This is a genomic window from Microbacterium sp. F1-18, assembly GCF_052921305.1.
The window spans coordinates 260,616-273,772 of the sequence record NZ_JBREVD010000003.1; the positions used below are offsets into that span (position 1 = coordinate 260,616).

General features: G+C 70.6%; 12 protein-coding genes. 1 reads left to right on the plus strand and 11 read right to left on the minus strand.

Annotated features, from left to right (window positions below):
• Positions 1–20: 20 nt before the first annotated feature.
• From ACU6RU_RS09955 to ACU6RU_RS09965, 3 genes are all read right to left on the minus strand, one after another.
• Positions 21–2,174, minus strand: coding sequence for a DEAD/DEAH box helicase (locus ACU6RU_RS09955; protein WP_446726447.1), 2,154 nt, complete (start codon positions 2,172–2,174; stop codon positions 21–23).
• Between the two features lie 229 nt (positions 2,175–2,403).
• A complete protein-coding gene (locus ACU6RU_RS09960; protein WP_446726448.1) occupies positions 2,404–4,701 on the minus strand; it encodes a heavy metal translocating P-type ATPase in 2,298 nt (765 codons plus the stop codon).
• Positions 4,701–4,913 (minus strand): heavy-metal-associated domain-containing protein, encoded by a 213-nt coding sequence (locus ACU6RU_RS09965; protein WP_120264867.1) that lies wholly within the window; start codon positions 4,911–4,913, stop codon positions 4,701–4,703. The genes ACU6RU_RS09960 and ACU6RU_RS09965 overlap by 1 nt, the downstream gene beginning before the upstream one ends.
• Positions 4,914–5,005: 92 nt before the next feature.
• On the opposite strand from ACU6RU_RS09965, the gene deoC reads away from it, so the two are divergent.
• Complete coding sequence (deoC, locus tag ACU6RU_RS09970) at positions 5,006–5,722, plus strand: deoxyribose-phosphate aldolase (RefSeq protein ID WP_120264866.1); 717 nt, start codon at positions 5,006–5,008, stop codon at positions 5,720–5,722.
• A 43-nt stretch (positions 5,723–5,765) separates the two neighbouring features.
• Here the strand turns inward: deoC and ACU6RU_RS09975 are convergent, their stop codons facing one another.
• From ACU6RU_RS09975 to ACU6RU_RS10010, 8 genes are all read right to left on the minus strand, one after another.
• Complete coding sequence (locus tag ACU6RU_RS09975; protein WP_446726635.1) at positions 5,766–6,737, minus strand: bifunctional riboflavin kinase/FAD synthetase; 972 nt, start codon at positions 6,735–6,737, stop codon at positions 5,766–5,768.
• Complete coding sequence (locus ACU6RU_RS09980) at positions 6,734–7,186, minus strand: hypothetical protein (protein ID WP_446726449.1); 453 nt, start codon at positions 7,184–7,186, stop codon at positions 6,734–6,736. The genes ACU6RU_RS09975 and ACU6RU_RS09980 overlap by 4 nt, the downstream gene beginning before the upstream one ends.
• Positions 7,187–7,220: 34 nt before the next feature.
• The gene (locus ACU6RU_RS09985; protein WP_120264864.1) at positions 7,221–7,589 is read right to left on the minus strand and encodes a hypothetical protein; all 369 of its coding nucleotides are present in this window, start codon (positions 7,587–7,589) and stop codon (positions 7,221–7,223) included.
• Positions 7,586–8,518 (minus strand): tRNA pseudouridine(55) synthase TruB, encoded by a 933-nt coding sequence (gene truB, locus ACU6RU_RS09990; protein ID WP_289329899.1) that lies wholly within the window; start codon positions 8,516–8,518, stop codon positions 7,586–7,588. The genes ACU6RU_RS09985 and truB overlap by 4 nt, the downstream gene beginning before the upstream one ends.
• 146 nt (positions 8,519–8,664) lie before the next feature.
• Positions 8,665–10,182, minus strand: coding sequence for an alpha-N-arabinofuranosidase (locus ACU6RU_RS09995; RefSeq protein ID WP_446726450.1), 1,518 nt, complete (start codon positions 10,180–10,182; stop codon positions 8,665–8,667).
• Positions 10,179–11,273 carry a Gfo/Idh/MocA family protein gene (locus ACU6RU_RS10000; RefSeq protein WP_446726451.1) on the minus strand — a complete coding sequence of 365 codons (1,095 nt, stop codon included), beginning with the start codon at positions 11,271–11,273 and terminating at the stop codon, positions 10,179–10,181. The genes ACU6RU_RS09995 and ACU6RU_RS10000 overlap by 4 nt, the downstream gene beginning before the upstream one ends.
• The gene (locus tag ACU6RU_RS10005; protein ID WP_120264860.1) at positions 11,246–11,953 is read right to left on the minus strand and encodes a ThuA domain-containing protein; all 708 of its coding nucleotides are present in this window, start codon (positions 11,951–11,953) and stop codon (positions 11,246–11,248) included. Before ACU6RU_RS10005 ends, ACU6RU_RS10000 begins: the two co-directional genes overlap by 28 nt.
• Positions 11,950–13,134 carry a Gfo/Idh/MocA family protein gene (locus tag ACU6RU_RS10010; RefSeq protein WP_289329901.1) on the minus strand — a complete coding sequence of 395 codons (1,185 nt, stop codon included), beginning with the start codon at positions 13,132–13,134 and terminating at the stop codon, positions 11,950–11,952. The genes ACU6RU_RS10005 and ACU6RU_RS10010 overlap by 4 nt, the downstream gene beginning before the upstream one ends.
• Between the last annotated feature and the right edge of the window lie 23 nt (positions 13,135–13,157).

Consider the following 13,157-nt stretch of genomic DNA (forward strand, 5'->3'; position numbering starts at 1 on the left):
CCGTCGTCGGCGGATGCGGATCAGTCCGCACCCAGCGCCTGGCGGAGCAGGTGCATGAGGGCCGACAGCTGCACGGAGTCGCTCGAGGTGGGATCGACGGCCTCACCGTCGAGAGCGCGGGCCGCGAGCCCCTGCTTCGAGTCGATGAGCTCGGCGATCTTGGTGTCGATGGTGTGGGCGGCGATGATCCGCCACGCGGTGACGGGCTCCTCCTGACCGATGCGGTGCACACGGTCGATCGCCTGCGTCTGCTCGGCCGCGGTCCACGACAGCTCGGCGAGGACGACGTTCGAGGCTGCCTGCATGTTCACGCCGACACCCGCGGCAGTCAGCGAGCACACCGCGATGGCGACATCGGGATCGTTGTTGAACGCGTCGATCGCGTCCTGGCGTGCGGTCGCGCTCTGATCGCCGCGCAGCGACACGGTCCGCAGCCCGGCGGCCGCGAAGTGGGCCTCGGCGGCATCCATGACGTCGATGTGCTTGGCGAAGAACACGACCTTGCCGACCGAGCGCTGCAGCTGCGCTGCGTAGTCGGCGGCGAGCACGGCCTTGGCCTGACCGATGCGGCGGACCATCGTGAAGACGTTCTCGGCACCGGTGCCGGCGGCCTTCGACTCCTCGAGCTCCTGCGTCGCGACGAGGCGCACGATGTCGGAGTCGGCCTCACCGATGAGCACACGGTCGCCGCGCGCCTCGATGATGCGGCGGTACCGAGCGGCCAGACGCTCGCCGAGCTCGTGCTCGGCCTGGCGGATCGACCGACCGTACTCGTCGTCGAGCTGCACGGGCAGGTCTGCGACGAGCTTGTCGGGAAGATCCGCGGCGACGTCCTTCTTCTTGCGGCGCACGATGCCCATCGAGATGACGGCGTCGCGGGCAGCCGGGTAGAACGCCTTGTCGGCCGGCGTGAGACCGGTCTCGTCGAGCCGCTCCATGAGGACGGGCCCGGGCTTCTCGCCGTTGGTCCACCCGAGGAAGCGCCAGATCGCGTCGAAGTCCTCGACGTCGTTGATCAGCGGGGTTCCGGTGAGGGCGAGCATGAGCGGGTCGCGGACCTGCTCGCGGATGCGGCCCGCGAGGGCGAGGACGTTCTGCGAACGCTGCGAGCCGAGGTTCTTGATGAAGTGCGCCTCGTCGACGACCATGCCGCGTAGACCGATGGATCCGAGCCACGAGAGGTGACGGTCGAGCACCTCGTAGTTGACGATGAAGACGTCGGCGAAGGCATCGATCTGATCGCCGTCGCCCGAGATCACCGTCGCGCGGCGCTGCGGCGTCCAGCGCTCGACCTCGCGGGCCCAGTTCATCTTCACCACATTCGGCACGACGGCCAGCAGCGGGTAAGCGCCGGCGACGGATGCCGCGAGCACCGACTGCGCCGTCTTGCCGAGGCCCGGCTCGTCGGCGAGGAGGAACGAGCGGTGACCGGCGCGCACCGCCTCGAGGAACCGCGACTGGTGCGGCATGATCTCGAGGCCCTTGGGCGACAGACGATCGAACTCGGGCACGGGGGGCAGGTCCATCGAGGCCGCCGCCCCGCCGGCGCCGGTCTCGAACGCCTTGTAGAGCGGGCCCATCAGCTCCCAGCCGTCGAGGCGGCGACGCGGCGTGTCGTGCGGCTTGTGCAGCTCGGGGTCGGGAGCGAGGAAGGGGTTCGACTCGCGACGTGCGAGCACCTGCGGCGGCGTGACCTGACGCTCGGCGAGCGCCGCCGGCACGACGGGCGCCTGCACCGGCACGATGTCGGTGATGATCAGCTCGTCCTCGGGCAGTTCGGCTCCCGACTCGAGCAGCCAGTCGCGCCGCATGCGCTTGGCGACCGGTGAGGTCGCCTGGTCGACCTCGAGCAGCTGGATGAGAGACGTGTCTCGCGCGGCGGTCTTGGCGAGGATGGTCGCGACACCGTCGAGTCGCTTGAGCAGCTCTGCTCGGGCAGCGGTCGAGATGTTCTCGTCGGCCTTCACCCGCGCGCGCTCCTCGCGCACCAGGAACGCGATGACCTGGAACTTCACGCGATTGGTCGGTCCGAGCTTGCCGCGCTGCGCCTTGGCCTCGACCTCGCGCACTTTGCGCGCGAGGATCGGGATCAACGGCGCGTCGTCGTCGCGTCGGGCGGACGAGGACTTTCGTCGGCGGTTGGCGGTCGCTGCGGCGGTGGCCATGGTCGGCATGCTCCTCCTGAGCCTGAGTGCCGGGATTCCGTCGTGACGGAACGTACGGGTGCCGCTCGGACGGACACCGAAGCGTCATGCGAGCGAAGGGCGATCGCGCCGGCCGGCCGCGGGCACTCGCTTCAGCGAGCTGCGGCGTCGAACCCGACGATGTCCCCGCCGACCATTCTATGCCACGACCGGCGCGCCCCGCGAGGTGGGCGCGGGGCGCGCCGGCGAGACCGGTCGGCTACGCGCCCCGGCGCGCGGGCCGCAGTGCCGATCGCAGCCTCAGGCTGTTGAGCACGACGAAGACGCTCGAGAACGCCATCGCGGCCGCCGCGACCATCGGGTTGAGCAGTCCGGCGACCGCCAGCGGCACCGCGGCGACGTTGTACGCGAACGCCCAGAACAGGTTTCCGCGGATGATCCCGAGGGTGCGGCGGCTGAGTTCGATGGCCTCGGCCACCGCCCGGGGGCTGCCTGCGGTCAGCGTGATGTCGCTGGCGTGCTTGGCCGCATCCGTCCCGCCGCCCATCGCGATACCGAGGTCGGCGGCGGCCAGGGCGGCGGCGTCATTGACGCCGTCGCCGACCATCGCGACCCGCTCCCCCGCCGCCTGGCGCCGTCGCACCTCGTCGAGCTTGCCCTCCGGCCGCACGTCGGCGACGACCTCGTCGATGCCCAGCTCGCGAGCCACCGCCGCGGCTGCACCAGCGTTGTCACCCGTGACCAGGACGACGGATGCACCGGTGCGGTGCAGTCGCGCCACGGCTTCGCGAGCGTCATCGCGGACACGATCCGCGACCGCGATGACCGCACGGACGGTGCCGTCCCACCCGACGGCGACGACGGACGCGCCGGATTCCGCGGCGTCGCGCGCGGCCGCGTCGAGCTCGGGGCCCGGGGCTCCCAGGCGTTCGGTGACGAAAGCCATGCTTCCCGCGGTGACATCGCGCCCATCGACCGAGCCGCGGACACCGCCTCCCGAGACCCCCGTGAACTCGGTCACCGCAGGCACCGCGCCGGCGGCGGCGACGATCGCACGTGCGATCGGGTGCTCCGAAGCCGATTCGACGGCGCCGGCCGCCCGCAGCGCCTCGTGGCGGTCGACCCCGGCCGCCGTGGCCACCGACGCGACCGACATCCGCCCTTCGGTCAGGGTGCCGGTCTTGTCCATGAGGACGACGTCGATGCGCTCGGCGGCTTCCAGGGCCTCGGGACCGGTGATCAGGATGCCGAGCTCGGCGCCACGCCCGGTGCCGACGAGGACGGCGATGGGCGTCGCGAGCCCGAGGGCGCACGGGCAGGCGATGATGAGCACCGCCACGGCGGCGGTGAACCCCGCCGCCACGGGCGCGCCTGCGACGATCCAGCCGACGAGGGTGAGCGCGGCGACGACGATGACGACGGGGACGAACACCGCCGAGACGCGGTCGGCAAGGCGCTGCACGCGGCTCTTACCCGATTGTGCCTCGTCGACCAGACGAGCCAGGTGCGCGAGACGGGTCTCGTCGCCGACCGAGGTGGCGCGAACCCGGAGACGTCCACCCGACGCGATCGTGCCCCCGGTCACCTCGGAGCCGGGTCCGACGTCGACCGGCACCGATTCGCCTGTGAGCATGCTCTCGTCGACCGCTGCTGCGCCGTCGACCACGACGCCATCCGTCGCGACCTTCCCACCGGGTCGCACGACGAACTCGTCGCCTTCCCGAAGGGTCTCGATCCCGACGCGTCGACCGTCCGGCAGCTCGACGTCGGTCGCCCCGAGCTCGAGCAGTGCGCGCAGGGCGGCTCCCGCGCGCCGCCGCGACCGCTGCTCGATGTACCGTCCGAGCAGGATGAGCACCGTGACGGCTGCGGCGACCTCGAAGTACACGAGCGATGTCGGGTCGTGCACGGGCCCGAAGAGGACGACGTCGTGACGAATGCCGATACGCCCGGCGGAGCCGAACAGCACCGCCCACAGGCTCCAGGCGAACGCGGCGAAGGTGCCGAGGGTGACGAGGGTGTCCATCGTCAGCGCGCCATGGCGCGCATTCGCGAACGTCGCGCGATGGAACGGCCAGCCCGCCCAGAACACCACCGGCGCGGTGAGGACGAGCGACACCCATTGCCATCCGGGGAACTGCCACGCGGGCACCATGCCGAGCACCACGACGGGCGTCGCCAGCACGATGCCCCAAATCAGGCGGGTGCGCAGGGTCGTCCGCCCCGGCACGTCCTCGACGTCGTGCTGGTGGCCGCCGTCGGCGTCGTGGTCCGCGTGCTGGTCGTGCTCCCCGGCGGGGTGCGGCTGCTGCCGACGCTGCGGGGCGCGGACGCGGGCGGTGTACCCGGCCTCGCCCACTGCCTCGACGAGTTCGTCGACCGACACGGCCGCAGGATGCTCCACGCGCGCCGTCTCGGTCGCGAGGTTCACCGTCGCGCGGACACCGTCCAGGCGTTGCAGACGCTTCTCGACCCGGGCGACACAGCTCGCGCACGTCATCCCCTCGATGTCGAGGACAGCGTGGCTGCTCTCCGGCCCGGCGGTGTCAGCGGACATCAGCGGCGTCCGGTCACCGTGTAGCCGGCCTCGGCCACCGCAGCCGAGACGACGTCGTCGTCGGGCGGCTGCACGGCCGTGACCGCGACGGTTCCGGCATCGACGTCGACGGCGACGTCGGAGACGCCCGGGACGAGTCCGAGTTCGCGGGTCACCGCTGCGGCGCAGTGGCCGCAGGTCATGCCCTCGACGGAGTAGGTCTGAGTCGTCATGATGATCCTCTTTCGTTCAGCGACCTCAACAGGATACCCCCCTGGGGTATTCCCGTCGATGCTCGGACATCGGGACGGCGTACGCTGAAACCATGTCCACGATCTCCGAGCGCGAGCTCGCCGCGACCCTCGACCACGCCATCCTCAAGCCCGAACTGACCCGCGAGCAGGTCGACGCCGAGCTCGACATCGCCGCCGAGTGGCAGGTCTTCTCCGTCTGCGTGCGACCCTCCGACATCCCTCATGCCGTCGCACGCCTCGAGGGCACCGGCGTCGCCGTCGGAACCGTCATCGGCTTCCCCCACGGCACCACCTCCACCGCGGCGAAGGTCGCCGAGGTCCGCCAGGCCGCCGCCGACGGCGCCTCGGAGTTCGACATGGTCGTCAACATCGCCGCGCTGCGGTCGGGCTTCGACGACGTCGTCGTCGACGACATCCGAGCCGTGGTCGAGGCCGCCGAGGGCAAGATCGTCAAGGTCATCCTCGAGACCAGCCTCCTCGACGACGAGCAGATCGCACGCGGCAGCCGTCTGACCGAGGCCGGCGGCGCCGACTTCGTCAAGACCTCGACCGGGTTCGCCGGCGGCGGCGCGACGGTCGCCCACGTCCGGCTGATGCGCGAGAACGTCGGCGAAGCCGTGCAGGTCAAGGCGTCCGGCGGCGTGCGCAGCTTCGCCGATGCCGTCGCGATGCTCGATGCGGGCGCGACGCGCCTCGGTACGAGCGGCAGCGCGACGATCCTCGGCGAAGCGCGCCGACTCGAAGCCGGTGGCGAGGCCACCGGCGCAGTCGACGAATCGTCGTACTGACCCTCGCGGGCTCCGGCCCGCTCCGGTGCGCGAGGCGCTGTCCTCAGGCGAGCGCCTCGCGCACCCGGACGACATCGTCGGCCATCTGCTCGATCAGCGCGGGAATGCCCGCGAAAGCGACCATCCCGCGGATACGGGCTGTGAAGCGCACCTCGACGCGGTGACCGTAGAGGTCGAGATCGGTCTCGTCGAGCACGTACGCCTCGACCTGGCGCTGCGGCACGTCGTCGAACGTGGGGTTGGTGCCCACGGAGATCGCCGCCGGATAGCGGATGACGCTCGCGGGCAGCATCCCGTCGGCTCCGGGCATTCCGAGATCGACCAGCCAGCCCGCGTACACACCGTCCGCCGGGATGAAGCCCGCGGCGTCGGTCGCCAGGTTCGCGGTCGGATACCCGAGCTCGCGGCCCCGCTTCAGCCCGTGCACGACCTCCGCTTCGACCGCGTGGGGTCTGCCCAGGAGGCGAGCGGCACCCGCGACGTCGCCCGCCGCGAGCAGGTCGCGCACCCAGGTCGACGACACGCGACGACCGGCGTCGCGTGCGCGGACGTCTGTGACGACGTCGACGTCGAATCCGTGCTCACGCCCGAGAGCGGTGAGCACGTCGGGATCCCCTTCGCCGCCGCGTCCGAACCGGAAGTCGTCGCCGATGAGCACTCCGACGGCGCCGAGAGCGCGCACGAGGATGCCCTCGACGAAGTCGCGTGCCGAGAGCGCGGCGAGCTCGGCGTCGAATCGCAGCACGAGGACGGCGTCGACACCCGCCGCAGCGAGAAGACCGATCTTCTGATCGAGCGCGACGAGCGGCTCGGGGCAGAGCTCCGGACGCAGCAGGCTGAGCGGATTGCGGTCGAAGGTAACCGCGACCACGCGCGCACCGCGGGCCGCGGCGTCGACCCGGGCCCGGTCGATGACGGCGCGGTGTCCGGAGTGCACGCCGTCGAATTTGCCGATGGCCACGACGCTCGGACCGAAGTCCGCGGGCACCTCGGCGGGGTCTCGATACACGGTCACCATGACGATCCCTCCAGGACGGCCGGACGCTCGTCGCGGTCCGCTGCGCCGTCGCGATGCGACACGAGCCACCAGATGCCCACGAAGGGCAGGGCGAGTGGAACCCAGAAGTACCCGAAGCCGTAGCCCGACCACACCGTGGCGTCGTGCGAGAACAGTTCGGGCAGCACGAGGCTGAGCGTACCGACGACGAGGACTCCCACCAGTTCGAAGCAGATCGCGACCCACGCGACGGCATACCAGGCGCGCGAGCTCGATTTCACGAGCGCCACCGTCGCCAGCACGTACACGAGCGCGGCTGCCGCCGACAGCGAGTACGCCAGCGGGGCGTTGGCGAAGTCCTCGACGATCTGCACGAATGAGCGTCCCGTCGCGGCGAGCGCCATGACGGCGTACACGACCACCAGGACGCGGCCGATGCCGGTCATTCGAGGGCGGGGATGATCCATGACCTCACCAATGATAGGCGGCGCGCGGGCGGCTTCAGACGACCTGAACCGTCCAGATCACCTGCATCCGCCACACCATGATCGCCACGGACAGGGCGGCGACACCGAGGATGACGGTGCTCCAGCGGCTGCGTTCGATGAGGGCCCAGAACACAGCGGCCGGCGGCAGCAGCACGGCCGAGACGAGATACACCCAGAACTCCAGCAGGCTGCCCGACGGCGCATTGCCCGCCAGCGGGGCGATGATCGCGACGACGACCTGGGCGATCAGAAGCACTTCGACGAGGGCGAGCGCTCCGACCGAGAGGTCGCTCGGGCGGCGGTTCGCGAGACCGAGCACCGTGCAGAGCAGGCCCGCGGCGACCGCCACGGCGACCTGAACGATGGTGAAGACCGTGATCATGCGTCCTCCGCCATGTTCATGAGGCTCTTGACGTCATCGCCGCGACGCTCGACGATCCCCACGAGCCGGCCGTCGGGATCGATCGCAGCGGGATGCGGCGCCGACAGGCGCGCGGCTGCTCCGACGAGTCGCTTGCCGTGACGCAGGTCGCGGGCCTCGTCGGCGCTCACGTCGAAGGCGCCGAGCACGGTCGCGGCGACATCCGCATCGCGCAGGAGTTCGAGGTCCGGGACGATCTCGGTCACGGCATCCGACACGTCGAAGGGTCCGATGCGGGTGCGCCGGAGCGCCGTGAGGTGACCGCCCACGTCGAGGGCGGCGCCGAGATCGCGGGCCAGGGCGCGAATGTAGGTGCCGCTCGTGCAGTCGACGACGACGTCGACGTCGATCGCTCGGGATGGCCCGCCTTCGCGGGCGGGAGTGACGTCGAGCGCGACCTCGCGGACCTCCCGCACATCGAAGCGTGAGACGGTGACCCGTCGCGCCTTCAGCTCGACCTCTTGCCCCGCGCGCGCCAGGTCGTACGCCCGCTTCCCGCCGACCTTGATCGCCGACACCCGACTCGGCACCTGATCTATCGCGCCGGTGAGCGCCGCGATGCCGCGATCGATGCCCGCACGGTCGACGGCGGCCAGCGCGGCATCCGTCGCGTGCCTGGTCACCGCGCCGTCGGCATCGTCGGAGTCCGTCGAGACGCCGAGGCGGATCGTCGCCTCGTAGGTCTTGTCGAGGCCGACGATGTAGGTCAGCAGGCGGGTCGCCGCTCCCACGCCGAGCACCAGCAGCCCCGTCGCCATCGGGTCGAGCGTGCCGGCGTGGCCGATCTTGCGGGTGCCGAGGGCTCGGCGGGCTCGGGAGACGACGTCGTGACTGGTCATCCCGCCCGACTTGTCGACGAGCAGGATGCCGCGGGGCGCGGTTTCGGGCATGCCTCCAGCCTACGGCGACGCCCCGCGCGCCCCGGCCCGGCGCCCACCGCCGACGCTTCGGGCGCAGTTCGTCGCACCGGGCGCGGTTTCATCTGCGCCCGAAGCTCGGAACTGCGCCTCACCCCACGCGCGCCGGTCCCGCGCGATCAGTCCAGCGCCAGCTCGACGGTCGCGAACGAGTGCGGCGGCATCGTCACGACCAGCTCACCGTCGTCGAGGGCGGTCGCGAGGGGCCGCGGCTCGACACGGTCGGGGACGTCGGCATCGTTGAACGTCGTGGCGCTGTCGGCTCCCAGTACACGGGCTCGCGTCACGCGGGCACCGCGGCCGCGCAGGTCGATGCGCACCTCGCACTCCTCATCCGCCGACAGATGGGTGAGCGAGATGAGCGCCGACCCCTCCTTCGTCGAGGCCGACATCGACACCAACGGCAGCTCCCCGCCTCGCGCCGCCGTGGTCGGGGCGTCGAGCATGTGAGCGCCGAGCGCTCGGGCGTCCTGGTGCCCCTTGTTCATCTCGAACACGTGGTAGGTCGGGGTGAGGACGAGCTTGTCGCCGTCGGTGAGGATCATCGCCTGCAGCACGTTGACGGTCTGGGCGATGTTGGCCATCGAGATGCGCCGCGCATAGCGGTGGAAGATGTCGAAGTGGATGCCGGCCACGAGCGCGTCGCGGATCGTATTCTGCTGGAACAGGAAGCCCGGGTTCGTCCCCTTCTCGGCGTTCCACCACGTGCCCCACTCGTCGCAGACGAGGCTCACCCGGTTGTCGGGGTCGTACGAGTCCATGACCGCGACGTGCCCGCGCACGACCCGCTCGAAGTCGAGCGCGTAGGCCATCGTGTCGTAGAACTGCGCGTCGGTGAAGGTCGTCGCGTCCTCGCGGTTGATGCCCGATCCGGTGTGCGTGTAGTAGTGGAACGAGATCGCCTGGTACGGGTGCTTGTCGTACAGGTTCGCGGCGTGCGATTCGACGAGCGACTTCACCAGCACGCGCGTCCACTCGAAGTCGTCCTCGTTGGCACCGGCGGCAATCAGCGTCAACGTGTTCTCGCCGTGGTCGTGGCAGTAGGTCGCGTAGCGCCGCGCCTCTTCCGCATAGAACTCCGGTGACAGATTGCCCCCGCACCCCCAGGGCTCGTTGCCGATGCCCCAGAACGGCACGCGCCAGGGCTCGTCACGTCCGTTCTCGCGGCGCAGACGCGCCATGGGGCTGTCGTCGTCGCGCGTGAGGTATTCGACCCACTCCGACATCTCCTGCACCGTGCCGCTGCCGACGTTGCCGTTGACGTAGGCCTCGGTGCCGAGCAAGTCGCACAGGTCCATGAACTCATGGGTTCCGAAGTGGTTGCTCTCGACGACGTCGCCCCAGTTCGTGTTGGCGATCTTCGGCCGCTGCTCGCGCGGACCGATGCCGTCGCGCCAGTGGTACGTGTCGGCGAAGCATCCGCCCGGCCAGCGCAGATTCGGGATGTCGAGCGCGCGGAGCGCTTCGACGATGTCGGTCCGGATGCCGCGGATGTTGGGGATCGCCGAATCCTCGCCGACCCAGAATCCGTCGTAGATGCAGCGGCCGAGGTGCTCGGCGAAGTGCCCGTAGATGTGGCGGCTGATGCGATCGCCGACGACGTCGAGGTCGATGACCGCACGGGCGGACGAGGTCATGTGGTTCTCCAGTGCTCGTGCTCGGTGAGCGGGACCAGCGGAGGACGCTCCGCGGTCGTGGTCAGGGTGATGCGGCGGCCGTCTCGGGCCGATCGGGTGAGGGCGCTCATGATCTCGAGGACGTGCAGGGCGACCTCGCCGCTCGCACGTCCGGCGCCCGGGCCCCCGCGCACGAAGTCGAAAACCCCGATACCGCGACCCGCGCCGCGGTATCCCGCGCGCGGTGCGATCGCCGTCCACTCCCCGGCACGCGGTCGACGCAGGGTCACGTCGCCGTCGAAGAAGTTGGGGTCGGGCAGGGTCAGCGACGCGCTCTCACCGTGCACCTCGATCGGCGCGGCGTGCGTCGCGGCGGCGTCGAAGCTGAAGGTGACCGTCGACACCGCACCGCCGGCGTGCTCCAGCACACCGGTGACATGCGTGTCGATCTCGACGGGGATGCGCTCCCCCGCTCGCGGGCCCGAGCCGATCGTGCGCTCATCGCGCGATCGCGACGACGCACCCGACACGCTGACGACGGGCCCCAGCACGTGGAACAGCGCGGTGAGGTAATACGGCCCCATGTCGTAGAGCGGCCCGCCGCCCTCGCGGTAGTAGAAGTCGGGATGCGGGTGCCAGGCCTCATGGCCCGACGACAGCCACGTCGCGACGGCTGCGACCGGTCGGCCGATCTCACCGGCATCCACGACCGCTCGCGCGGTCTGCACACCGGACCCGAGCACGGTGTCGGGGGCGCCACCGACCCACGCGCCGTTCGCGCCGGCCATGACGCCGAGCGCTTCGTCGAACGTGGCGGCCAGCGGCTTCTCGCCGTAGACGTTCTTGCCGGCGGCGAGCGCGGCACGCGCCACTTCGCCGTGCGCCGCGGGAATCGTCAGGTTCAGCACGGTCTGCACGGCTGGGTCAGCGACGAGCTCGGCCACCGACAGGGCACGGGCACCGGGGAACCTCTCGGCGACCGCCTGGGCGCGGTCGGCGTCGAGGTCTGCCGCCGCCGCGATACGGACGGCGGGGTGATCGCCCAGCGTCTCGAGATACTGGCCCGAGATGACCCCGAGGCCGACTACACCGATGCCGTGCGGCTCGCCCACAGCATCCCCCTTTCGATGATGGTGCGGACGTTGACGTCGCGCAGCACGACGAGGCTGTGCCCCGGCGTCGCGACGAAGATGCGGCCCTGTCCCCACTCGCGCGTCCAGACGGCGGGCGAGGTGATGGGGCGGTGCCACGGGTGGTAGGGCTGCACGGGATGCGTCGTCGTCGCGAGCACGTCGTTGAGGTCGTCGGAGAGCACCCAGTACTGCTCCGTGCGCAGCGTGAAGTCTTCGAGACCGGCCATGATCTCCGAGCGGCGACCCGCCTCGGTGAGGTCGACGGTGTAGCAGAGGTAGTTGTCGGTCTCGTCGCCGACGCGGGCGTCGGGGTGCTTCGCGGGGTGCGTCGCGAACTGTCCGCCGATGAGCTGGAGGTAGTCGGAGTTGTCGCGGTACGAGTCGGCGATGCCGCCGTGCCAGCCCGCCAGTCCGGTTCCCCGCTCGACCGCGTCGCGCAGGCCCGCGAAGGCCTCGCGCGAGATCTTCGACATTGTGACGGACTGCACGATCAGGTCGGTGCGCTCCATCGTCGCGCGGTCGGTGTAGACCTCGTTGTCCTCTTCGATGCGGACCTCGAAGCCGTTCTCCTCGAGGAACGGGACGAAGAGGTTCGTGGCCTCGACGGGCTTGTGCCCTTCCCATCCGCCTCGGACGATGAGCGCCTGTCTCGCGGTCATGAGCTGACCCCTTCCACTCGGATGCTTCTGCTGTCGGTTGACGCGCTCTCCTCGACCGCCGCGAGGACGCGCTGCACCTGCGCCGCTTCGGCGAACGACGGATGCGCCTCGACCTCGCCCGCGACGGCACGGACGAAGTCGACGCTCTGATGCGTGAACAGGTGCTCGTATCCGAGCCCGTGTCCCGCCGGCCACCAGGCTCCTGCGTAGGGATGCTCGGGCTCGGTAGCGTCGATGCGCCGGAAACCCTGCTCACCGGCGGGCAGTGTCGCGTCGGCGAAGAGCAGGTCGTTCAGGTGTGAGAAGTCGAAGGCGACCGCTCCGCGGTCACCGCTGATCTCGATGCGGTTGGCGTTGCGGTGTCCCGTGGCCATGCGCGTCGCCTCGAAGACGCCGAGCGCACCATCGGAGAAGGATGCCGTGAACGCCGCGGCGTCGTCGACGGTCACGTGCTCGGTCGCGGCACCGGCACCCGCACGACCGCCGAGCCCGACGCGTTCGTCGAGGACGGGGCGCTCGTCGACGAAGGTGCGCAGGACGCCCGAGACGCTCGTGATGCGCGCTCCCGTGAGCCACTGGGCGGTGTCGATGCTGTGCGCGCCGATGTCGCCGAGCGCGCCCGATCCCGCGCGTTCGCGATCGAGGCGCCAGGTGAACGGCGCGTCCGGATCGGTGAGCCAGTCCTGCAGGTACTGCGCGCGCACGTGCCGGATCCGGCCGATGCGTCCTTCTTCGATCAAGCGTCGCGCCAGAGCGAGGGCGGGCGTTCGGCGGTAGCTGAAGCCGCACATGGCGACGACTCCGCGCGAGGCCGCAGCAGCGGCGGCATCCGTCATCCGATCGGCGTCGGCGACGTCGTTGGCCAGCGGCTTCTCGCACAGCACGTGCAGACCGGCGTCGAGCGCGGCGAGCGCGATCTCGGCATGGGTGTCGCCGGGGGTGCAGATGTCGACGGCGTCGATGTCGTCGCGTGCGATGACGCTGCGCCAGTCGTCGCTCGACTCGGCGATACCGAAGCGTGACGCGGCGTCGGCGGCGCGCTGCGCGTCGCTTCCCGCGAGCACGACGACCTCCGGCTCGATCGAAAGGTCGAAGAAGCGCGGAGCGGTGCGCCAGGCGTGCGCGTGCATCCGTCCCATGAACCCGGTTCCGATGATCGCGATGCGCAATCGTCTCGACATCCTCGTCTCCCTCCGCACCGGTG